General features: G+C 66.8%; 19 protein-coding genes. All 19 read right to left on the bottom strand.

Going from position 1 to position 20,675, the window contains the following annotated elements; genetic code table 11:
• Positions 1-2: 2 nt before the first annotated feature.
• The 19 genes from K2R93_07220 to K2R93_07130 all read right to left on the bottom strand — a co-directional run bounded on the left by K2R93_07220 (position 3) and on the right by K2R93_07130 (position 20,662).
• A complete protein-coding gene (locus K2R93_07220; GenBank protein ID MBY0489617.1) occupies positions 3-380 on the bottom strand; it encodes a response regulator in 378 nt (125 codons plus the stop codon).
• A 12-nt stretch (positions 381-392) separates the two neighbouring features.
• Positions 393-2,357 carry a PAS domain-containing methyl-accepting chemotaxis protein gene (locus K2R93_07215; GenBank protein ID MBY0489616.1) on the bottom strand — a complete coding sequence of 655 codons (1,965 nt, stop codon included), beginning with the start codon at positions 2,355-2,357 and terminating at the stop codon, positions 393-395.
• Positions 2,358-2,385: 28 nt separating this feature from the next.
• On the bottom strand, positions 2,386-2,832 hold the full coding sequence (locus K2R93_07210; GenBank protein ID MBY0489615.1) for a chemotaxis protein CheW: 447 nt from the start codon (positions 2,830-2,832) through the stop codon (positions 2,386-2,388).
• Positions 2,825-5,248, bottom strand: a complete 2,424-nt coding sequence (locus tag K2R93_07205) for a chemotaxis protein CheW (protein MBY0489614.1) — start codon at positions 5,246-5,248, stop codon at positions 2,825-2,827. Before K2R93_07205 ends, K2R93_07210 begins: the two co-directional genes overlap by 8 nt.
• A 185-nt stretch (positions 5,249-5,433) precedes the next feature.
• Positions 5,434-7,152, bottom strand: a complete 1,719-nt coding sequence (gene fliP, locus K2R93_07200) for a flagellar type III secretion system pore protein FliP (protein ID MBY0489613.1) — start codon at positions 7,150-7,152, stop codon at positions 5,434-5,436.
• Positions 7,153-7,172: 20 nt separating this feature from the next.
• Positions 7,173-7,598, bottom strand: a complete 426-nt coding sequence (gene fliN / locus K2R93_07195) for a flagellar motor switch protein FliN (protein MBY0489612.1) — start codon at positions 7,596-7,598, stop codon at positions 7,173-7,175.
• On the bottom strand, positions 7,595-8,593 hold the full coding sequence (locus K2R93_07190) for a FliM/FliN family flagellar motor switch protein (GenBank protein MBY0489611.1): 999 nt from the start codon (positions 8,591-8,593) through the stop codon (positions 7,595-7,597). Before K2R93_07190 ends, fliN begins: the two co-directional genes overlap by 4 nt.
• A gap of 6 nt (positions 8,594-8,599) precedes the next feature.
• Positions 8,600-9,187, bottom strand: a complete 588-nt coding sequence (locus tag K2R93_07185; GenBank protein MBY0489610.1) for a flagellar basal body-associated FliL family protein — start codon at positions 9,185-9,187, stop codon at positions 8,600-8,602.
• A gap of 226 nt (positions 9,188-9,413) precedes the next feature.
• The gene (locus K2R93_07180) at positions 9,414-10,934 is read right to left on the bottom strand and encodes a flagellar hook protein FlgE (protein ID MBY0489609.1); all 1,521 of its coding nucleotides are present in this window, start codon (positions 10,932-10,934) and stop codon (positions 9,414-9,416) included.
• 27 nt (positions 10,935-10,961) lie between these two features.
• Positions 10,962-11,789, bottom strand: coding sequence for a hypothetical protein (locus K2R93_07175; protein ID MBY0489608.1), 828 nt, complete (start codon positions 11,787-11,789; stop codon positions 10,962-10,964).
• Positions 11,789-14,029, bottom strand: coding sequence for a M15 family metallopeptidase (locus K2R93_07170; GenBank protein MBY0489607.1), 2,241 nt, complete (start codon positions 14,027-14,029; stop codon positions 11,789-11,791). Before K2R93_07170 ends, K2R93_07175 begins: the two co-directional genes overlap by 1 nt.
• Positions 14,029-14,769, bottom strand: coding sequence for a hypothetical protein (locus tag K2R93_07165; GenBank protein MBY0489606.1), 741 nt, complete (start codon positions 14,767-14,769; stop codon positions 14,029-14,031). The genes K2R93_07170 and K2R93_07165 overlap by 1 nt, the downstream gene beginning before the upstream one ends.
• Positions 14,766-15,257, bottom strand: a complete 492-nt coding sequence (gene fliJ / locus K2R93_07160) for a flagellar export protein FliJ (protein MBY0489605.1) — start codon at positions 15,255-15,257, stop codon at positions 14,766-14,768. The genes K2R93_07165 and fliJ overlap by 4 nt, the downstream gene beginning before the upstream one ends.
• Positions 15,257-16,612, bottom strand: a complete 1,356-nt coding sequence (locus K2R93_07155) for a FliI/YscN family ATPase (protein ID MBY0489604.1) — start codon at positions 16,610-16,612, stop codon at positions 15,257-15,259. The genes fliJ and K2R93_07155 overlap by 1 nt, the downstream gene beginning before the upstream one ends.
• On the bottom strand, positions 16,612-17,259 hold the full coding sequence (locus K2R93_07150) for a flagellar assembly protein FliH (protein MBY0489603.1): 648 nt from the start codon (positions 17,257-17,259) through the stop codon (positions 16,612-16,614). The genes K2R93_07155 and K2R93_07150 overlap by 1 nt, the downstream gene beginning before the upstream one ends.
• A 7-nt stretch (positions 17,260-17,266) precedes the next feature.
• Complete coding sequence (gene fliG / locus K2R93_07145; protein MBY0489602.1) at positions 17,267-18,307, bottom strand: flagellar motor switch protein FliG; 1,041 nt, start codon at positions 18,305-18,307, stop codon at positions 17,267-17,269.
• Between the two features lie 11 nt (positions 18,308-18,318).
• Positions 18,319-19,932 carry a flagellar M-ring protein FliF gene (gene fliF, locus K2R93_07140; GenBank protein MBY0489601.1) on the bottom strand — a complete coding sequence of 538 codons (1,614 nt, stop codon included), beginning with the start codon at positions 19,930-19,932 and terminating at the stop codon, positions 18,319-18,321.
• A gap of 8 nt (positions 19,933-19,940) precedes the next feature.
• Complete coding sequence (gene fliE, locus K2R93_07135) at positions 19,941-20,255, bottom strand: flagellar hook-basal body complex protein FliE (protein MBY0489600.1); 315 nt, start codon at positions 20,253-20,255, stop codon at positions 19,941-19,943.
• Positions 20,256-20,287: 32 nt separating this feature from the next.
• Positions 20,288-20,662, bottom strand: coding sequence for a hypothetical protein (locus K2R93_07130; protein ID MBY0489599.1), 375 nt, complete (start codon positions 20,660-20,662; stop codon positions 20,288-20,290).
• Positions 20,663-20,675: the final 13 nt, after the last annotated feature.

Here is a 20,675-nt window from a genome sequence, read left to right as displayed (position 1 = left end):
CGTCAGGCGCCGGTCGGCACCAGGCCGAGCATGTCGAGCTTGTCGCGCAGAATCTCGGCGGTGAACGGCTTCATGATGTACTCGTTGGCGCCCTGCTCCAGCGCCCGGACCACCTGCTGTACTTCCGTTTCGGTGGTGATCATGACGACCGGGACATCGCGATACCGGGTATCGGCCCGCAACGCCTGGAGCAGTTCGAAGCCGTTCATCTCGGGCATGTTCCAGTCGAGGAGCGCGAAGTCCGGCGGGCCGGTCGCGACGAGCTGCTCGAGCGCGTCGCGACCGTTGGCGGCAAAGGAGGTCTCGACCCCGAGATCCCCAACCATCTTGCCGATCACCGCGCGCATCGCGCGGCTGTCATCCACTATGAGGGCACGCATCGTCGAGGATCCTCAGAACTGGAACTTGCCAACCATCCCCTGCAGATCGGCCGCCATGCGCGCCAGCTCGGTCGACGCGCGGAGCGAATCGGACGCGCCCTGCGAGGTCGCGATGGCCGCCTGCGCCACGCCGGTGATGTTCTGCGCGATCTCCGACGACCCCTTGGCCGCTTCGGTGACGTTGCGCCCCATCTCGTTCGTGGTCGCCGTCTGCTCTTCCACGGCGCTGGCGATCGTCGTCTGGATCTCGGCGATCTTGTCGATGATCTGCGAGATCTCGCGGATGGCCGACACGGCGCCGGTGGTATCCGTCTGAATCGCCTCGATCTTCTGGCTGATGTCTTCGGTGGCCTTCGCCGTTTCCTTGGCGAGCTCCTTCACTTCGTTGGCCACTACCGCAAAGCCCTTGCCCGCCTCGCCGGCGCGCGCCGCTTCAATCGTGGCATTGAGCGCCAGCAGGTTGGTCTGCTGCGCGATCGAGGTGATGACCTTGATGACCTTCCCGATCTCGGCGCTCGACACGCCCAGCTTGGCCACGGTGTCGTTCGTGCTCTCGGCCACCTTCACCGCGTGCACGGCCACCTTGCTGGCTTCGGCCGCATTGCTCGCGATCTCACGGATGGAAGCGCTCATCTCTTCCGTTCCCGTGGCCACGGTGGCCACGTTGCGGCTGACCTGCTCGGACGCCGCCGACACCACGTTGGCCTGCGCGCTGGTCTGCTCGGCCGTGGCACTCATCGTGTGGCTGGTCGCCGTGAGCTCCTCGGCGGCCGCGGCCAGCGAGTTCGCGCTCGAGTTCACCATCGACAGCAGGTTCTTCTGCTCGGTGACATCGGTGGCGTACTTGACCACCTTGTACGGCTTGCCGTTCAGATCGAAGATCGGATTGTAGCTCGCGTTGATCCAGACCACGCGCCCGCCCTTGCCGATCCGCTTGTACTCCGCCTGGCGGAACTTGCCGGCGTTGAGATCGGCCCAGAACTGCGCGTACTCGGCGGACTGGGCGTACGCGGGTTCGACGAAGAGGCGATGATGCTGCCCCTTGATCTCGTCGAGCCGGTAGCCCAACGCGTTCAGGAAGTTGTCGTTGGCGTTGACGACGGTGCCGTCGAGATTGAACTCGATGACCGCCTGCGCCCGGCTGATCGCCGACAGCTGGCCTTCAAAGTCGGCCGCCCGCAGCTTGGTCGCCGTGACGTCGATGGCAAACTTCACCACCTTGGTGACCCGCCCCTTCTGGTCGAAGATCGGATTGTAGCTGGCCTCGATCCAGACTTCCTTACCGCCCTTGCCAATGCGCTTGTACTCGGCGCGCTGAAACTCGCCGTTGGCGAGCTTGCGCCAGAAGTCGGCGTACTCGGCGCTGGCGGCGTACGTGGGCTCGACGAACAGGCGGTGGTGCTTGCCCACGATCTCGTCAAGCCGGTAGCCGAGCGTGTTGAGGAAGTTGTCGTTGGCGGTGACGATCGTGCCGTCGGTCCGGAACTCGATCACGGCCTGCACGCGGCTGATGGCGTCGAGACGACCGGCCGCGTCGGTGGCGGCGTTGCGCACGTCGGTGACGTCCGTGGCGATCTTGGCTACCATCACGGCGCGGCCGCTCTCGTCGAGCACGGGGATGTAGCTCCCCTGCAGGGTGATCTCGCTGCCGTCGCGCCGACGCCGGGTGAACTCGGCGGTGAACGCCTTGCCGGCGCGCAGGTCGGTCCAGAACTGGGCATACTCCGGGCCGGCCGCGTAGGCGGGATCGACAAAGAGGCGGTGATGCTGCCCCTGGATCTCGTCGAGGCGATAGCCCATGGTGCGGCAGAAGAGGTCATTCGCGTGCAGGATGGTCCCATCGAGATCGAACTCGATCATCGCCTGCGCACGGGCAATGGCATCGATGACGGCTTGCGCGTTGGGCTGGCCCGACGTGGACACCGTGGCCGTGCTCTGCTTGCGGCTCGCGCGCTTCTGCGTGGAAACGGACGACATGGTTCAGTTCCTTGTGTGAGGGGAGCGGTCAGGCCGCAGCGAGAGAAGTTTCGGGTTGCGCAACGCGCGCCCCGTCGAGAATGAGCAGCAGTTGATCGTTGAGCTTGTACACACCCTTGATGAGCGCGCGCGCTTCGCCTTGCAGCGTATCGGGGACGCGTTCGAAGGTCTCGTCGGTCACCTCGATGACATCACCGATCTCGTCGACCACGAGACTCACGGCGCCATCGTCGGTGCGCATCACAACGTTCATCAGTTCCTGGTCGGCCGCGCGCGGCGGCAACCCGAGGCGACTGCGCATGTCCACGGCGGTCACGATCTGACCGCGCAGGTTGATCAGCCCCACTACCGAGGTGGACGACAGGGGCACCGGCGTCATCTCGAGCGGGCGCATGACCTCCTGCACGGCATGCACATCGATGCCGAGGAAGAGCTGCGCGACCCAGAAGGTGCAGTATTGCGTGATCTCAGCCATGAGCGGCGTGTCCTCCGAACCCGGCGGTGAGGAATTCCTCGGCGACGTCCTGCACCAGTCGGCGGATATCGAGGATGTCGGTCACGCGCCCCTGAATGACGGCGGAGCCGAGCACGACGCCGGGACGCTTGCGTTGCTGGACGGAGACGGCGCATTCGACGATGTCGACGATGCGGTCGACGATGACGCCGACGTGCTGATCGGCCTGCGTGATCACGATGACTTGCAGCAGGGCATCGGGATCGGCCGACGTCACCGTCACGGTATCGAGCACGTCGGAGAGCCGGACGAGCGGCATGATCTCATCGCGATACTGCACGACCTCGTGGCGTCCGGTGCGCTCAATCCGATGCGGATCGAACTCCTCGAGGCGGGCAATCTCCGAGAGGGGCAGGGCCATCCGATCCTCGCCGCCACTCGAGAAGACGAGCAACGTCTGGAGCATCTCGCCTCCACTCTTCTGTTCGGCGCGTGCCTCGTTGCCGGCCCGGTCGCGCTCGGTGGCGAGGACGCCGGCCCGGGCCGCGAGGCCATGCACATCGAGGATGAGCGCCACGCGACCATCGCCCATGATGGTGGCGCCGGCAAAGGTCGTGATGCCCTTGAGCTGCTTGCCGAGAGGCTTCACCACGATCTCTTCGGTGTCCATGATGCGATCCACCACGAGGCCGAACGGGACGCCGTCGGTCTGCAGCACGACGATGCTGATGGCTTCGTCGCGCGCCCCCGGCTCATTGGGCCAGGGTGTGGCCTCGAGGTTCAGCGTGTGATTGAGATGCACGAGCGGCAACAGCTTGCCGCGCAGCCGGTAGACCGGCTTGTCGTAGATCATCTCGATCTTCTGCTTGGCCTCGTCATGTTCCATCCGCACGAGCTCCAACAGGCTCACCTGGGGAATGGCGAAGCGTTCGCCGGCCGAGGTGATCACGAGCGCCGGGATGATCGCCAGCGTGAGGGGGATCTTGATGCGCAGCGTGGTGCCTGCGCCCACCGTGCTCGACACGTCAACGGTGCCGCCGATCTTCTCGATGTTGGTCTTCACCACGTCCATGCCGACGCCGCGGCCTGAGACGTTGGTGATCTTCTCAGCGGTGCTGAAGCCGGGGGCAAAGATCAGGTGGAGCGCCTCGCGATCGCTCATGCGAGCCGCGACCTCGGGGGTCAGGATGCCCTTGTCGAGGGCCTTCGCGCGGATCTTGGCCGGATCGATGCCGGCGCCGTCGTCGCTGATCTCGATGTTGACCTGGCCGCCCTCGTGGAAAGCGCGGAGCAGCAGCCGTCCCTCGGGGGACTTGTCGGCCATGACGCGATCACGCGGCGATTCGATGCCGTGATCCACCGAGTTGCGCACGATGTGCGTGAGCGGATCCTTGATAGCCTCGATGATCGTCTTGTCGAGCTCCGTGTTGGCGCCTTCCATCTGAATGGACACCTGCTTGCCGCAGGCGACCGCCAGATCGCGCACGACACGCGGGAACTTGCTCCACACGTTGCCAATGGGCTGCATGCGGGTCTTCATGACCCCTTCCTGCAGCTCGCTGGTGATCAGATTGAGACGCTGCGTCGTTCCGAGCAGCGTATTGTCGGCGCGCGTGGCGCTCGACTGGATGATCTGATTGCGGGCCAGGACGAGCTCACCCACGAGATTCATCAGGCGATCGAGCAGCGCGACATCCACGCGGATGCTGCCGTCGCTCACATGACCGGCCCGTGCTTCCTGCTGGACATCCAGCGCCTCCTTCACGGCCGCGGCGCTGGTGCTGCCGCGTGCCACGAGAATCTCCCCGACGCGCGCAGTCACGCCCTGTGCCTGCTCCTGCACGGCGGCGGTGACATCGGCGGGATGTACCATGCCCTGCTGAATGAGGATCTCGCCGAGCCGTGGGATCGCGCCCGGGATCGGCGTGATCGGGGTCTCGGTGACGCTCGGCGGGAGGTTGTCGGCCGGCGCGGCCGATGCCGCGGCGTCGGACGGTGCGCCAGACGGTGCGCCAGACGGTGCGTCAGACGGTGCATCGGACGGTGCGTCAGTCAGCGTCGCGAGTGTATCGATCAGCGCGGAGTAGTCGCCGGCGCCTTCGTCACCGCTCTCCTCGATGTGCTCGAGCATGCCACGTACGGCATCGTTGAGCCGTAAGAGCGCCGACGTGAGCTGCGGCGTGACGGGGATGGAGCCGTCGCGAACGCGCGACAGCAGGTTCTCGCCGACATGGGCCACGGCTTCGAGCGTGCCGAAGCCGAGGAAGCCGCAGGTGCCCTTGATGGTGTGAATACACCGAAAGACACGGCCGATGATGTCGGCATTGCCGCCGTACTGCTCCAACGCGAGAATGTCGCGGTCGAGCTGGTCGAGCCCCTCGTATGACTCCACGAGGAACTCGTTGAGGATCTCGTTGCTCTCACCCGGGGCCACCATAGTGCGCCCACTCCGATGCGTAGTGCGTTCGGTGGGGAGCTACGTCGCCCCTCGATGTCTACTATTTCGACACAAGCATGGTGAGCTTTAGCATTTGGACAAAGATGACCGACAAATAATTCCTACAACCAGATCGGAATACATGGGTCCCCGACACGATTGTCAGGGTCTCGCCGACCTGCGCGCTACTTGAAGCTCTGCACCAGGGACGAAATGGTGAGGCTCCATCCGTCCACGAGGACGAAGAGCAATAGTTTGAAGGGCAAGGAGATCATGGCGGGTGGCAACATGATCATGCCCATACTCATCAAGACGCTGGCCACCACCGCATCGATAATGATGAACGGCAGGTAGATCGCAAAACCGATCTGGAAGGCGGTGCGGAGCTCACTGGCGACGAACGCGCTCATGAGCACGTGCAGCGGTACATCGTCCACGGTGGCGGGGCGCGGCAGGCGGCTCATTTCGACGAACGTCTTGAGGTCGCTCTCGCGGGTCTGCTTGAGCATGAACGTGCGGAACGGCTGCACGCCGGTCTTGAGCATGTCCACCTGGGTCATCTTGCCGTCGAGCCACGGCGTCACGGCCTTCTGATTTACTTCGCTGAGCGTGGGGCCCATCACGAAGGCGGTGAGGAGCAACGCCATGCCGGCCAGCAACTGCGCCGGCGGCGCGCTCTGCGTGCCCATGGCCTGCTTGAGGAGCTGCAGCACGATGAGGATGCGGGTAAACCCGGTCATCATCAGCAGCAGCGTGGGGAGGAGCGTCAGGAGCCCCATCATCACCACGATGCCCACGGTGCCGTTCAGGCGCAGCCCTTCAGTCTTGCCGTCGCCGCCAAGCTTCACGTCCATCTGCGGCATCATGCGCATGATGGCATCATCGGCGGCGATGGGCGCCGGCTGGGCGCCCTGAGCCGTGTTGTTCGGCTCACGCGCCGGCGTGAGCTGCATCTCGTTGGTCGGTCGCGTCGTCGCCGCGGCTTGCGGCGTGAGTGCGGCGCCGTTGCCCGGCTTGGGCGCGAGGGTGGCCTTCTGTGTGGCCGGCAGCGGCAGCGCCGGTGCCTTGATCGGTGCGCGCAGGGGCGCCGCGACGCCCTTCGGCGCCACGACCGGCGGCGCGTCCGCGGTCTTGGGGATCACGATCTGCGCCGCACTCTGCAGCACCGACTTGGTGATGTCGGCGGCCATCGCGGCGGTGGGATCGACCTTCTTGGTGGTGTCCGCGGCCTGGGCGTGCAGCGTGCCAGCGCTCGCGACGGCGAGCAGGGCGAGGACACTCGCGATGCGGGTCGCGCCGCTCAGAGAGATGTTCAGGAGGTTGTGGAAGGCGCGGTCGTCTTTGCTGTCCTGGGGGCGGGTCAGGAAGGCGGGGACTTCGGCGTGGACCGGCGGAAGCGGGGACTGCGGAAGCCCGTACTGCGGAAGCTGGGACTGCGGAAGCTGGGACTGCGGGGTTTCGGGGGTGCGCAGTGCCTGATTGAGGAGACCGCCGAACTTCGTGCCGATGGCCGTGCCGATCTTGGTGCCGAGGGCGGTGACGGCGTCCTGCGGGACGGCGGGCGGCGTCAGCAGGGCGATCGCCTTGGTGGCTTCGGCGCTCGATACATGGGACAGCGCCACGGGGCTGGTCGCCAGCACGTGCTGCCGGTCCGCTTCGTCGAGTTCGAAGAGCGCCCGCACGCCGCCTTCACCGACACTGAGGGCCATCACCTTTTCGCCCACCCGCACGACGGCCAGGCCGGTCTTGGGGCCGAGCGTGACCCGCTGCACGACTTCGACGGCCACGCGCTGCTTTCCCTTCATGGCACCCGTGCCCCACTTCTTGAGCGCCCAGACACACAGGGCACCCAAGCCAAGCACGAAGGCGAGTGAAGCGACGACGCTGAGACCGGCGATGAACATGCAGAGCTACCGATGTGGGATCAGGCGGCGTTCGCGTTCGCCGCGGCGGCCGGATTGGCCAGCACGCGCGTGATACGCACCCCGAAATGCTCGCCGAGCACCACCACTTCGCCTTCGGCAAAGCGACGGTCGCCGACGTAGATGTCGATCGGCTCACCGGCGAGGCGGTCGAGCTGGATCACCGAGCCACGACCGAGGCGCAGGATCTCCTGCACGGTCATGCTGGTGCGGCCCAGTTCGATCGACACCGGCAGCGTCAGATCGAGGAGCATGCCGATCGGCACTTCGGTCGTGCCGAGCATCGTCTGCTCGAAGTCGGTGAGCTGCGGCGCGCGCGCGGCAGGGGCCGCGGCGGCCTGTTCGTCCATCAGCGAGGAAAGCGGCTGACCGGCCGCCTTGGCCGCCTGGGCACTTGCCACCAGGGCATCAATCTCGGCGGGATTCATGAAGTGGTCCGGGAGTCGGAGGGAGCGGCGGCGTGCACCGCATCGGCGATGCGCACCGCAAGGTTGCCGTTCACGCGTCCTGCGTGACCGATGAAGCGTTCCTGCGTGCCCGCGCGCACGATCACGCGCGCATCACGGGGGATCCCCGTGGGAATGATGGTGCCCTCGGTGACCTGCGAGAGTTCGCGCATCGAGAGCTGAAAGTCGGGGAGGCGCGCCACGAGGGGCACCTTGGTCGCGCGCAACGCGGCTTCGCTGCGCTGCCGCGTGATCTCGCGTTCCTGTTCGTTGGTGGCGAGAAGCGCCAGGCGCTGCTGGCCACTCGACGTGAAGAACTTGTCGAGCACCGAGAAGGGCAGGCAGATGAGCAGAAGGCTGCTCACGTTGCCGGTGCTGAACTCGACGTTGGCGACGAGCACCGGATCTTCGCGGTTCACCACCTGCAGAATTTCCGGCGACGACTCGAAGCCCGTGATGTTGAGCTCCATCGGGACGTGGTCCTGCCAGATCTCCTGGAGCAGCGACGTCACCTTGTCGGCCACGTTGCGGACCGCCATGCGCTCGATCGGCGTGAGGGCGCGGGTGAGCGGGCTCCCCGATCCTTCGCCACCGAAGAAGCGATCGACGATGTAGGTGCTGAGTTCGGGGCCGACGTCGATGACGCCCTTCTGCCCCGTGCCCTGAATGTCGAAGATGAAGGAAGAGCAGGGCATCGGCAGCGAGAGCGTGAACTCGCCGAACGAGAACTGCTCGACACTTTGCAGCCGCACTTCGATCTGCCCGCGGACGCGCGAGATGAGCCACGCCTCAAGCGCCTTGACCATGCGCTCGTACATGGCTTCCAGCGTGCGCAGGCGCTCCTTGGAGACGCGATGCGGGCGACGGAAGTCGTAGACCTGCACATCGACCGCCGGCCGGTTGGCCGCCGACCCGCCACGCGGGCCGCCGCCAAGCAGGCGATCGATATCGGTCTGGCTAAGCGTTTCCGAGCTCATCGTGAGTTACTGGACGACGAACTGGGGGAAATACAGCCGCTTCACCGTCTTCTTGCCGAAGCGGGATTCCACGGCCGCGGAAATTTCGGACTTGAACTTCTCGCGCATGGTGATGTCGGTGAGCTGCTCCACCGTCTTCGTGCCCAGCGCGGTCAGGATGATGTCGCGCAACTCGGCGTCGCGCTTCTTGAAGTCTTCCATGGTGGTGGCGCTGCTCACTTCGAGCGCGACCGTCAGGAGGAGGAAGCGACTGCCCCCGCTGTTGGCGGGATTGAGCACGAGGTTGTCGAGCATGAGAACCGGTGCTTCGGCTCCCGCGCCTTCCTTGCCCCCTTCGGCCGGCTTTTCGCCTTCCGCGGGAGCGGCATGCTCGCCGGCCGCCGCCTTCTCGCCTTCACCGCCCTTCGACGCCTCAGCGGCGGGCGGGACCTTCCCCATCTTCTTGGCGACCATGGGACCCAGAAGGGCCGCGCCGGTGCCCCCGCCCACGGCGAGGCCAACGGCCACCATGCCGATGAGGATGGGGAGCTTGGGTTTGGCCGGGGCTGCCCCTTCTGCGGGCTGCTCGGCGGGTTTGGCTTCTTCCTTGGCCATATGACAGGTCGGTCGAGGGGATAATGGACGAGACCGACAAAAGCATCAGCCGTGCCATTCGCGACCAACAACCCGACGATTTTCCTAAGTCATTTGCCTGCAACGTCTTAAAGCTGATCAGTTGACGGTGTCGGGTTCTTGGTCGTGGGTTCTGGGTTCGGTTACGGGCGGCAAAAAGCCGCCCCCCGGGGTGGGGGGCGGCAGGTTTTGCCGAGCTAGTCAGCGATTACCGCTTCACCGTCATGAGCTCCTGGAGCATTTCGTCGGAGGTCGAGACCACCTTCGAATTGGCCTGGAAGCCGCGCTGGGCGACGATCAGGTTGGTGAATTCCTGCGCCAGGTCGACGTTCGACATTTCGAGGGCGCCGCTGGTGAGCTGCGACTGGGAGCCTTCGAGGGCGAAGCCGAGGACGGCGCTGCCGGAGTTCGCGGACTCCTGGAGCATGTTGTCGCCGATGCGCTGGAGGCCGGACGGGTTGTTGAAGTCGGCCAGGACGATGCGGGCGAGCGGCGACGTCGTGCCGTTCGTGAAGAAGCCGGTGATGAGACCGAAGCGGTCGATCGAGAAGTTCTGGAGCGTGCCGGCCGTGTAGCCATCCTGGTCGCGGAGCACCGCGGTGGACGACGTCGACGCGAACTGCGTGAGACCGTTCACGCCGCCGTTGAGCTTCAGGTCGATCTTGACCGGGTTGGCGCCCGGCACCGCGAAGTTGATCGCCGCCGAGATGTTCGTGTTGAGGATACCGGCGTTGTCGAAGGTGAACGTGCCACTGTTCTCGCTCGGCGTGGCCGTGGTCGGGCTCATGAAGTAGCCGATCTTGATCTGTGAGTTCGCCGGCATGTTATTCGTGAACTGCACGGCCGGCGGCGGGCCGGCGGAGAAGCTGAAGTCCGCCGGCGAGGCGTACTCCACGCCCGTGGTGCTGTACACCTTCACGTTGGCCGGCAGGATCTCGTACCCGGTCGGCGGCACCGGCAGCGTGATGTCACTGGGCGGCGTGTTCGCGTCCGTCTGCGCGGTGAACGTCTGCGACGAGGCGATGGGATCGAGCTTCCAATCCCACGTGTTCGGGCCCGTCTTCCACATCTGGATCTTCACATCGGTCTTCGTGCCCTGCGAGTCGTAGACCGCCAGCTGCGTTTCCGTCCACGCCTTTTCGTTGATCGGGTTCTCGCGATCGGCGGCGTTGGCGAAGCTGCCCTGGAAGATCGGCGCCGAGGCATTGAGGTTGCCGGCCAGCGTCATCTGGCTCGTCGGCTTGGCCGACACCTTCTGACCGAACGGCAGCTTGATGTCCTGGATGCCATCCTGCAGGACGCCGTTGTCGTACATGCGGCCCTGCACGATGAAGCCGTTGGCCGGCGTCACCATCTGGCCCAACGCGTCGACCTGGAAGTTGCCGGCGCGGGTGTAGTAGCTCTGGTTGCCCTTGCGAACGACGAAGAACGAGTCACCCTGGATCGCGACGTCGGTGTTGAGACCCGTCGTCTCGAGATTACCCTGATTGAAGATCTGGTCGATCGAGCCGATCTGCATGCCGAGACCGATCTGGATCGGGTTGATACCACCCTGATCGCCAGGCGGACGGCTCGCGCCCTGCAGGAGCTGCGCGAAGCCTTCCTTGAAGGTCACGCGACCGGCCTTGAAGGAGACGGTGTTGACGTTGGCGATGTTGTTACCGATCACGTCCATGCGCACCTGGTTGTTGCGCAGGCCGGAAACGCCGGCATAAAGGGAACGAAGCATAAGTCTGTGTCCTCGGTGGGGTCGCGCTCAGCTGCGCACTTGGGTGAGCTGGGACATCGGAACCGACAGGCTGTCGCCGATGGTCAGGATGGGGTTGCCGTTTTCGTACTTCAGACCGGTAATCCGTCCAGTCGTGTACGTCTTGACTGCCTGCCACGAGCCGCCATCCGTTGCGACTTGCACCGTGTAGCTGTACTTGCCGGGCGCGAGCTTCGCGTCCGGGCCGATCGCCTTCGAGAGATCGATCGCCTGCTGACCTCCTGTCAGCTTGCCGATCCCGAAGGTGCCAACTTCCTTGCCATCGGCATCCTTGATCGTGACGCGGGCTTCGCCCTTGCGCGTGCCTGCATCAACGAGCAAGGTGCCGTTTCCGTCACGGTCGACGAAGAGCGAATTGCCATCGACCACGCCGGTCTTGCCGACCATGTTCACGGCCATCTGACCCTGGATCATCATCGTGAGCGCATCATTCTGATCGCTCGCGGTCTTGCTGAGATCCTGGATGGCCTTGAGCACGTCGGCGGAGTCCGACGACTGCTTCGACATCGTCTCATTCAGCGTCATCAGCTGTTCGACGGTGGAGAACTGCGCCATCTGGGCAGCCGTCTCCTTGCCGTCCATCGGGTTGAGCGGATCCTGGTTCTTGAGCTCCGCGACCAGGAGCTTCACGAACTGGTCCTTCCCCATGGACATGGTGTTCTTGGTCTTGCTGACCGACGTCGACGGCTGCAGCGGGCCCTTCGGCGGCTCCGCCGCCGTGCCCGAGGCCGGGGTCGTGCCATTCGACGCGGGCGTGGTGGGGGACGTGGTCGCGGCCGTGTACTTCGGCAACAGCGACGTGGGCGAGGTAATCATCACGCGTTCCCGGTGAAGAAGGTCTGGCGGCGCTGGCGCTCCTGCTGGTCCTGGGCATCCTGCCGCGAGCGCTGCTCACGCTCGTCGCGCGCGCGGGCCGCCTGCTCGCGTCGCGTCTCATCCTGCATGTCCCACTGGCGCGGCGCGCGACCCTGCTGGCCATTCGCGCTGGCGCCGTCCTGCTGCGAGGCCGCCGTTGCCACCATCTTGAGCGCATCGCGCTCACCGGTCAGGCCACGCGCCGATTCTGTTCCATCCTGCGTGCGGCTGGTGCTGCTGATGCGCACCGTATCCCCATCGAGGCCGTGACGGCCCAGCGCATCCTGGAGCTCCGCCGTGCGGAGGCGCAGCCGATCGGCCGTATCGGCATCGGTCGCGATGTGCGCGGTCACGGTCGAGCCGCGCACGTCCACCGTGATGCGCTCAGCGGTGCCATCGGCGCCATCCACGTTCAGCGTCATGCGCGAGAGCGGCCCGGTGGGCGCGTCGGCGCGCATCTGCTGGATGTCGGCGACGCGATCTGCCTGCGCGCTGCCCGTCACGTGCTGCGGGGCATTCACCGCGACGTCGCGGCCGCGCTGCTGACCGACGCCCATGCTGTTCATGCTGAACGCGGCCGACTCCGAGCCCGACTCGGCGCGCGCCGTGCGCCCGAGCGCCAGCCCACGCGGCGACTTCTCGCGCGCGCTGTTGCCGGTGGTGTCGTTCGCATCCGATTCGGTCCGGCCACGGCCGTTCGACTGGGCGCTTGCGTACGCGCTCACCGTGCTACCGATGCCGTTGTTCGCGAAAGTATCGGTACCACGCGCATCGCGGGCGCTCTGCGCGACCTGCGCTACCCCGGCCACGCCGGCGACGCTCGCGACGCGCGCCATGCCACGGGCCGACGGCTGGCTGGCCGTATCGGCCGCCGCCGCATCCCGCGCCTGCTTCTGCGCGCTCGCCAGGAGCGTCCCGGTCGCATCGGCGCCGTTCCGCGTGAGCTCCAGATGCCCCGGATCGCGCGCGCCGAGCGTGCGCAGCCCTTCCTCGCGCGCGATGCGCTGGAGACGGGCGAAGCCTTCCGGATTGTTGTAGGTGCCGTCGATCATCACGTCCACGGCGTCGCCGCGGGTGTGCGCCGAGTCGCGCGTCCAGGTGACCACGTTGCCTTCGCGCGTGCGCCCCTGCTCATAGAGCCAGTCCTGGCGCGCCTGCGAGCGCGTCGTCTCCACGATCGTCACGTCGTGGCCATACTCATTCTTCATGCGCTCCATGACGCGCTGCACCTTGGTCTGCAGCTCGGGCGCGATGCCGGTCATGTCCTTGCTGGCGACGGTGATATCGCCGGAGGCGCCCATCGTCTTGGACGCCTTGGCCTTGAGCGCTTCGAGGGACGCCATCGCGTCGAGCGTGGCGTCGTCTCCACCGAGGACGCTGCGGCGCGTGGCGGCCATGAGCTCACGGGCCGCGAGGCGCGCGCCAGCCGGCGTGCCGGCGGCGTTGAGCAGGGCATCGAGCGACTGCCGCGCCGCGGCGCCCCGCGTATCGCCGAGGGCCAGCAGCTGCTCGACCGAGCTGCCCCGCTGGCTCGCCACCCGCGAGATCGCCTCGAGGGCGCGGCTCCGGTCGCTCGCCTGCTCCGACACGCGCGACGCGGCGCGGGCCAGGCCATCGAGGTTGCCCTTCGACGCGGGCGGCTCGGCGGAGTTGGCGACATCCCCGGCGTCCGCGCCCGTATTCGGGAGCAGCTTGAGGAGCCCGTAGTGGAGCGCCTCGCCCGCTTCCTTGGAGCGCTGGGCGGTGGTGATGCCGTTCGCGTTGCCGTTCGCCGTGGCCGTCGCGTTCGTCGTCGCGGCGGCGGACATCAGCGCCTCGGCGTTGCCCCCCTGCTGCGAGGCTTCCTCGAGGAGATGATCGACCAGCGACGCGCCTTCTTCGGGCAGCTGCTTCACGAGATCATTGCGCACCTGCTCCCCGGCACCGGCCAGCATCGCCAGCAGCGCCGAGAACTCCGACCTGGTCACCGGCCGCTTCTCGCCGGCGTCGTCCGTGGACGTCGCCTCGTCGGTGGCCTTCGCATCGCGGACGTCGCGGGCCTCGCGGCTCGGCCGCGCGGCCCGGGTGCCGGCGGCACGCGCCGGCTCGCGGCGCGCGCTGCGCGGCGCCACATCCATAGACGGGTCACGCGGCGTGTCGTTCTGCTCCCGGACGCTCGCGCGTTCGGGCGGCAGGGGGTTCATCATGGACACCACGTTCATTACTTGCTCTCCGGAGCTTTCGCGGCGCCGCGCGTAATGTTGGCCACGCGAGACGGGTTGAGCAGCGCCAGTACCGCACCAGCCTGCTTGTCGCCCATGTACGCAAGAATCGCGCGCACATCGCTGTCGGACATCTGATCCATGACCTTGGCCGCATCTTTCGGGGCCATCGCGGCGAAGATTTTGGCCAGGCGCTGCTCTGGAAGCGGTGTGTGCATGGCCGCATCACGCGCATCCTTCACGACGGCGGCGGCCGATGCGGTCGGCCCCTTCGCTTCCGTCTTCGGCTCGATCTTGGTCGCCGGCTTCGCGGGTTCCGGCTTCATCGGTTCCGCCTTGGCGGTCGTCTTCGCCGGTTCGGCGGCATGTTCTGCCGGCTTCACATCGGCAAGCTTGGTCGTCACCGGCTCGTGCATCGCGGCCGACGGATCGGCCTTGCCCGAGCGGATCATCGCCCGCGCGAGTTCCAGCGCGCGGATGCTGTCGGCGGGCGTGAGCGGGAGTTCCTCGGCCTTGGCCATGCTGTCGGCCACCGCCGTGCTGTCCGTCGCCGCGGCATGTTCGCCGTCGGCGTGTTCGCCGTCGGCCGCGGTGGAATCATGCGCGGTGGAATCGTGCTTGGCGGTGCTGTCGGCGGGCGCATGGGCAGCGGCCTGCGACGCCTTCATGAAGGCGTAGCCGGTGCCGCCGCCGAGACCGGCGAGGAGACCAATGGCAATGGGAATGATCAGCGGCTTCATCGAGCGGGTCCGTCAGAGGGGGGCGCCCCGGCAGCATCGCCAGAGGTGACGTCGTGTTGGCGGGTAAAGCGGGTCAGCGCGATCTCGTCCATCGAGAGGCGATCCTTCTGGGCTTCGTCGGCACGCCAGGCATCGGCGTGACGGCTCTTCAGGCGATCCAGCACCTTGCGGTCGCGCGCGGCGTCGGCGAGGAGCTGCTGCGCCGCGGCCACCGTGGATTCCGCGGCCACCACGGCGTCGGTCGCATCGATGAGGCGCGCATCGAGCGCGTTCAGCACCGAGTCGAACTGATGCAGGTGGCCAACCCGCGGCGCCGACTCGGTCGCTGCCTGCACCTGCTGACGGGAGTCCTCGCGGATCGCCGCGATCATCTCCTGCGTCTGCGCGGCCAGTTCCGCGGTGTGCTGCGCCGACGCGAGTTCACGCGCCTGCGCCTTCTCCTTCTGCTCCCGGAGTTCCAGGATGCGCTGCAGCCGGAACTTGAACATCAGGCACGCCTCCGCACGGCGAGCTCGATCTGCTCGGCGATTTGCGTGAGCTGCTGGTACGTATCGCCATAGTGCGAGATCTCATCCGGCCGCTGCTGGAGGAACTCGAGCACCTTGTGGCGATAGGTGATGGCCGCGTCCACATAGGGATCGCTCCCCTTCTGGTAGGCGCCCACCATGATGAGATCTTCCTTCTCACGATAGGCGGCCTCGAGCCGGAGCATCGCGCTCCCCGACTTCCGCTGCGCCTCGTTCGTGATGTGATCCTTCACGCGGCTCTTCGAGTCGAGCACGTCGATGGCCGGGAAGTGGTTCTGCGCCGCGAGGCGGCGCGTCAGCACGATGTGGCCATCCAGGATCGAGCGGGTGGCGTCGGCCACCGGCTCGTTGAAATCGTCGCCGTCCACGAGGACGGTGTAGATGCCGGTGATACCACCCCGCTCGCCGTTGCCGGCGCGCTCGAGGAGGCGCGGCAGGTTGGCGAACACCGAGGGCGGATAGCCCTTGGTGGTGGGCGGCTCGCCGGTGGCGAGGCCGATCTCGCGCCACGCCATCGCGACACGCGTGACCGAGTCCACCATGAGCAGCACCTGCTTGCCCTGGTCGCGGAAGTACTCGGCGATCGCCGTCGCCACGAGCGCGCCGCGGGCGCGCACGAGGGCGGCCTGGTCACCGGTCGCCACGATCACCACCGACCGGGCGAGCCCTTCTTCGCCCAGCGAGTTCTCGAGGAACTCGCGCACTTCACGACCGCGCTCACCGAGCAGCGCGATCACATTCACATCGGCCTGTGCGTGGCGCGCGATCATGCCGAGCATGGTCGACTTTCCGACGCCGGAGCCGGCGAAGATACCGACACGCTGACCGCGGCCGATCGTGAGCAGGCCATCGATGGCGCGCACACCCGTTTCCATCGGGCGATCGATCGTTTCGCGGAGCAGCGGATTGGGCGGCTCGGCCGAGAGCGAGACGCGCTCGACGGTGTCGAGCTTGCCCTTGCCGTCGATCGGGTGGCCCAGGCCGTTGAGCACGCGGCCAAGGAGGCCGGGGCCCACGTCCACGCCGAAGGTGCGGCCCAGGGGCTGCACGCTCGAGCCGGCATGGAGGCCATCGAGTTCACCCAGCGGCATGAGCAGAACACTGCGCTCATTGAACCCTACCACTTCGGCGAGCACGGAGCGATCGCGCGAGTGGGAGGTGATCCGGCATAGCGAGCCGAGGCCCACATCGAGACCGACCGCTTCCACGACGAGACCGACGACGCGCGTGACGCGGCCGTAGGAGCCGAAGCGATCGGCGCCCAGACGCTCGGCGAGGAGATCCACCGGCGAGAGTTCGAAGGCGGGCGCGGCCATCACGACGCCTGCACGCCAGCGAGGTTCCGATACGCGCGCTCGAGCGCCGTATCCACGCGACCGTCGATGATGCGCTCGCGCCCTTCGGCGAGGCAGCCACCGCGCATGACGGAGGGATCGGCGATCCACCGCACGGTCCGGGCGGCGCCCGCATCCTGCGTGATCGCGCCACGGCAGGCCGCGAGATCTTCCGGGTGCAACCGCACCGAGATCTCCTGGTCCACCGGGTACTGCTCAATCGCCTGCTGCACGAGCGACGCCACGAGCGTAGGCTCGAGATCGATCTCGCGCTGCACGATGTGGCGCGCCACGATCACCGCGAGGGCGGCGACATTCTCTTCGGCATTGCCAATCCAGCGCGACTCGTGCAGCTGCACCGACTGCACCGCATCGTCGAGCGCCTGCATGGCGTTGGCGAGCATGCTGTCGAGCGTGGCGCGCGCCGCGCGCTCGCCATCGGCGCGACCGCGGGCGTAGGCGTCGGCTTCGATGCGCGCCGCCTCGGCGGCAAAGCGCGCGTCCATCTCGGCATCGAGGGCGTCCGGCGTCATGGCGCGGGGCGCCGGCGTCCCCGCCGGCGCCACCGACGACGTGGCGAACACGTCGAAGGCGGCGAACTCGTCGAGGGACCAGGGCGTGGCGTGCATGCGCATCTCAGACGATGACATCGTCGGTTCCCGCGCTCAGCACGATCTCGCCCGTCTCTTCCAGCGCGCGGACCTTGCTGACGATGTCCGTCTGCGCCGCTTCGACGTCGCGCATCTTGACGGGCCCGAGGAACTCCATCTCTTCCTTGAGACCGGCCACGGCGCGCTGCGACATGGTGCCCATGATCTTGGTCTTGAGGTCCGGGCTCGCGGCCTTGAGGGCGAGGGCGAGCTGCTTGACGTCCACTTCGCGCAGCAGGCGCTGCAGCGACTTGTCGTCGAGCGTGGACAGGTCTTCGAACACGAACATGAGGTTCTTGATCTGGTCGCTGAGGTGCGGATCCTTCTCCGCCACCAGGTCCAGGACTTCCTTCTCGAGCGACGAGCTGACCAGGTTGAGTACCGCGGCCACGGCGGCCGGGCCACCCACGCTCGACATGCCCTGCGAGAACGCGAGGTCGGCCTCGTTGCCGATGGCGCGCTCGACGAGGGAGATCATTTCGGGGGAGACCTTCTCCATGCGCGCGATGCGGAACATCACATCGCCGCCGAGGGTCGGTTCAAACTCGCGGATGATCGCGGCCACGTGCGCCGGATCGAGGTGCGCGAGGATGAGGGCGATCGTCTGCGGGTGCTCACCGCGCAGCGTGTTGCCCAGCTGCTGCGGATCGGCGCGCCGGAGGCGGCCGAAGCGATCGCTGTCGGCGAGCTGCCCCTGGATGCGCTTGAGGATCTGCTGCGCCTTGGCCGGCCCGAACGCCTTCTCGAGCACATCCTTGGCGAATTCCACGCCGCCGGCGTTGAGCGAGTCCACGCCGAGCGTCACCTCGAGCCATTCGGCCAGCACGGCATCGACCGTGGTGGGCGGCACGTTGTTGAGCTGCGCCATCTCGAGGGCGACGATTTCCGCCTCCTCGGGGTGGAGTCCGCTGGTGATCTTGGCCGCGTGCTCGGTGCCGATCGCCATGCAGACGATCGCCACCTTCTGGCGGCCCGTCAGGCGTTCCGGCGCGTAGCGATCCGAGTTGTGCTTCTGCAACGAAATCATGGCTGTTCCACTCACTGCCGCAGCCAGGCGCGGGACACACGGATGGCCGCGTCAGGACGTTGATCGACCGTCGCGATGGCCTGCTCGCGTTCGGGCGTCGTCTTCTGCGGCGGCAGGATGATGGCGCGGCGCTGCTCTTCGATGAGCTGCGTCTGATACGCCGCCTGATCTTCGGGCGACATGCCGGACTCCAGGGCCGCCTGCATGGCATTCTGCATCTGCGTGCTAGCGGGGAGCTCGGGGTAGCCCGTCGGCGCACTCAGCGCGTCCGGGCCGCCGCTTTTGCTCTTTTTGGGGCGGAGGAGAATCACCGACACGAGGCCGATGATCAGCACCACGACGAGACCGGCGATCGCGACGATCGGCTTCGGATTGGCCTGCAGCTTCTCGACGAAGCCGGCGGCAATGACCGCGGTATCGGCCTTGGCCGCGATCGGGGCGGGGCGATCGAACTCGGCGCTCTGCACGGTGATCACATCGCCGCGCGTCGAGTCGACGCCGACGGCGTTGCGCACCAGCGCCTCGATCCGCGCGAGCTCTTCCGGCGTGCGCGGCGTGACGGTCGGCGCGACCGGCGCGGCATTCTTCTTCGTGCTGTCGAGCGCCGGCATCGTGACCTTGTCGGCGACGAGCACGGCGACGGTGAGCTTCTTCACGTTGCCGATGGCACCGCTGAAGCTTTCGACGCTCTTGGAGTTCTCGTAGGCGTTCGCGACCGTGCTGTAGCCCGCGCCCTGCTGCGGCGTGCCCGGCACGACTTCGGCCTTCTGTTCGCTGGCGAGCGCCTGCTTCTCGGGATCGACCGCCTGCACCGTGCGCTCGACCTTGTCGAAGTTGATCGCCGCCGAGACCTGCACGCGGGCGTTCCCCGGGCCGACCAGGCTCGAGAGGAGTGCATCGGCCTTCTGCTGCATGTAGCTCTCGACTTCCTTCTGCACCGACAGCTGGCGGCTGCTGAGACCCACCGACGAGCCGTCGTCATCCATCGTGAGGGCGAAGCCGCGCTCGTCGATCACCGCCACGTGCTGCGCGTCAAGGCCGCCCACCGCGTTGGCGACCATGCTGGCGATGCCGCGCACCATTTCGGCACGCGGCGGCTGGCCGGTGGTCATCGCGAGCGTGACGCTCGCCTTGGAGGGGCGCTGGTTCTGCTTGAAGAGCTGTTCGTCTTCGATGGCGAGGTGGACCTTCGCGCTCTTCACGTCCTGCATCTTGCCGATCGTGCGCTCGAGCTCCCCTTCGAGGGCGCGGGTGTAGTTCACCTTCTGCGTGAAGTCGGTCCAGCCCCAGTTCTGCCCGTCGAACAGTTCCATGCCGGGGCGGCCACTGCCGGGGATCTCGCCGGCGGCGAGGTTCACGCGCGCCTTCGCCACGTCCGCGCTCGCGACGTTGATCGTCGTGCCACCGTTGTCGAGCTCGAACTTGATGCCGGCTTCGGTGAGCTTGTCGGTCATGGTCTTGACCTTCTCCACCGGGATATCGGCGAAGAGCGGCACCCAGTTGGGCTCGGTCGCCCACTGCGAGATGCCGAAGACCAGGCCCGTGGTGATGATGGCGACCGCGATGATCGCGATCTGCCGGCCGCTCCCGAGGCGACCCATCAGCGTATCCATCAACGAGTTCATGCGCGGGCTCAGGACTGCATGGCGATGACGCTGCGGTAGGCCTCAACGGCCTTGTTCCGGAGCTCGATCAGCATATCCAGCGCGATGCCCGCTTCTTCCGTCGCGGCCATCACCTGGTGGAGTTCGACGTTTTCGCCGGCGGCGAAGCGCTGCGTCAGATCGGACGCCTTGTCGCGCGTATCGGAGATTTCGTTCAACGCCTTGGTGAGCGTGTTGCCGAACGAACCTTCGCCTTCAGCAATGACCGGCACCTGCTTCGACACCGCGCTGTCGCGCTGGAAGTCGGGAAGGGCCCGGGTCAGGAGGTCGAGACGAGTCTGCATGATCGGAGGGGATCGTGTTCGTGGCGTTCGGTTCAGGCGCGGACGTCGAGACGCACACCGCGGGCGGCGGGCGGCGTCGCCGGATTCACGGCGGCCTTGTAGCGGCCGTACGTGAGCGGGCCGAGGGCCGAGGTCTTGGCGAAGAAGTTCCGCTCTTCGGACGTGAGCACGTTCCAGAGTTCCGGATCGGTGCCGGCGGGCGCTTCGGCGGGCACGCTGTTCTGCGTGGGCGCGGCGAGCGGCGTCTGCGGCTTGAGCGACGCCATCTGATTCGCGCGCGCATTCGGTGTGGCCTGCGCCGCGCGATCCATGCCCGTCTGCGCGGCGCCATTCGGGCGCGCCGCATCCGGCCGCTGGAGCGACCCGATGTTGGCGAGGGGATTGGGAGTGATGCCGTTGATGCTCATGTCGATCTCAGAG

The sequence above is a fragment of the Gemmatimonadaceae bacterium genome (assembly GCA_019752115.1).
Lineage (GTDB): Bacteria > Gemmatimonadota > Gemmatimonadetes > Gemmatimonadales > Gemmatimonadaceae > Gemmatimonas.
This window is presented reverse-complemented; position numbering and strand designations above follow the sequence as displayed.

Coding starts and splice junctions, on each gene's coding strand:
- fliF (MBY0489601.1), bottom strand. CDS start 19,932: ATGAACTCGTTGATGGATACGCTGATGGGTCGCCTCGGGAGCGGCCGG.
- K2R93_07155 (MBY0489604.1), bottom strand. CDS start 16,612: ATGGCCGCGCCCGCCTTCGAACTCTCGCCGGTGGATCTCCTCGCCGAG.
- fliJ (MBY0489605.1), bottom strand. CDS start 15,257: ATGTTCAAGTTCCGGCTGCAGCGCATCCTGGAACTCCGGGAGCAGAAG.
- fliG (MBY0489602.1), bottom strand. CDS start 18,307: ATGATTTCGTTGCAGAAGCACAACTCGGATCGCTACGCGCCGGAACGC.
- fliE (MBY0489600.1), bottom strand. CDS start 20,255: ATGCAGACTCGTCTCGACCTCCTGACCCGGGCCCTTCCCGACTTCCAG.
- K2R93_07205 (MBY0489614.1), bottom strand. CDS start 5,248: ATGGTGGCCCCGGGTGAGAGCAACGAGATCCTCAACGAGTTCCTCGTG.
- K2R93_07150 (MBY0489603.1), bottom strand. CDS start 17,259: ATGCACGCCACGCCCTGGTCCCTCGACGAGTTCGCCGCCTTCGACGTG.
- K2R93_07170 (MBY0489607.1), bottom strand. CDS start 14,029: ATGAACGTGGTGTCCATGATGAACCCCCTGCCGCCCGAACGCGCGAGC.
- K2R93_07165 (MBY0489606.1), bottom strand. CDS start 14,769: ATGAAGCCGCTGATCATTCCCATTGCCATTGGTCTCCTCGCCGGTCTC.
- K2R93_07220 (MBY0489617.1), bottom strand. CDS start 380: ATGCGTGCCCTCATAGTGGATGACAGCCGCGCGATGCGCGCGGTGATC.
- fliN (MBY0489612.1), bottom strand. CDS start 7,598: ATGAATCCCGCCGAGATTGATGCCCTGGTGGCAAGTGCCCAGGCGGCC.
- K2R93_07215 (MBY0489616.1), bottom strand. CDS start 2,357: ATGTCGTCCGTTTCCACGCAGAAGCGCGCGAGCCGCAAGCAGAGCACG.
- K2R93_07175 (MBY0489608.1), bottom strand. CDS start 11,789: ATGATTACCTCGCCCACGTCGCTGTTGCCGAAGTACACGGCCGCGACC.
- K2R93_07210 (MBY0489615.1), bottom strand. CDS start 2,832: ATGGCTGAGATCACGCAATACTGCACCTTCTGGGTCGCGCAGCTCTTC.
- fliP (MBY0489613.1), bottom strand. CDS start 7,152: ATGTTCATCGCCGGTCTCAGCGTCGTCGCTTCACTCGCCTTCGTGCTT.
- K2R93_07130 (MBY0489599.1), bottom strand. CDS start 20,662: ATGAGCATCAACGGCATCACTCCCAATCCCCTCGCCAACATCGGGTCG.
- K2R93_07180 (MBY0489609.1), bottom strand. CDS start 10,934: ATGCTTCGTTCCCTTTATGCCGGCGTTTCCGGCCTGCGCAACAACCAG.
- K2R93_07185 (MBY0489610.1), bottom strand. CDS start 9,187: ATGGCCAAGGAAGAAGCCAAACCCGCCGAGCAGCCCGCAGAAGGGGCA.
- K2R93_07190 (MBY0489611.1), bottom strand. CDS start 8,593: ATGAGCTCGGAAACGCTTAGCCAGACCGATATCGATCGCCTGCTTGGC.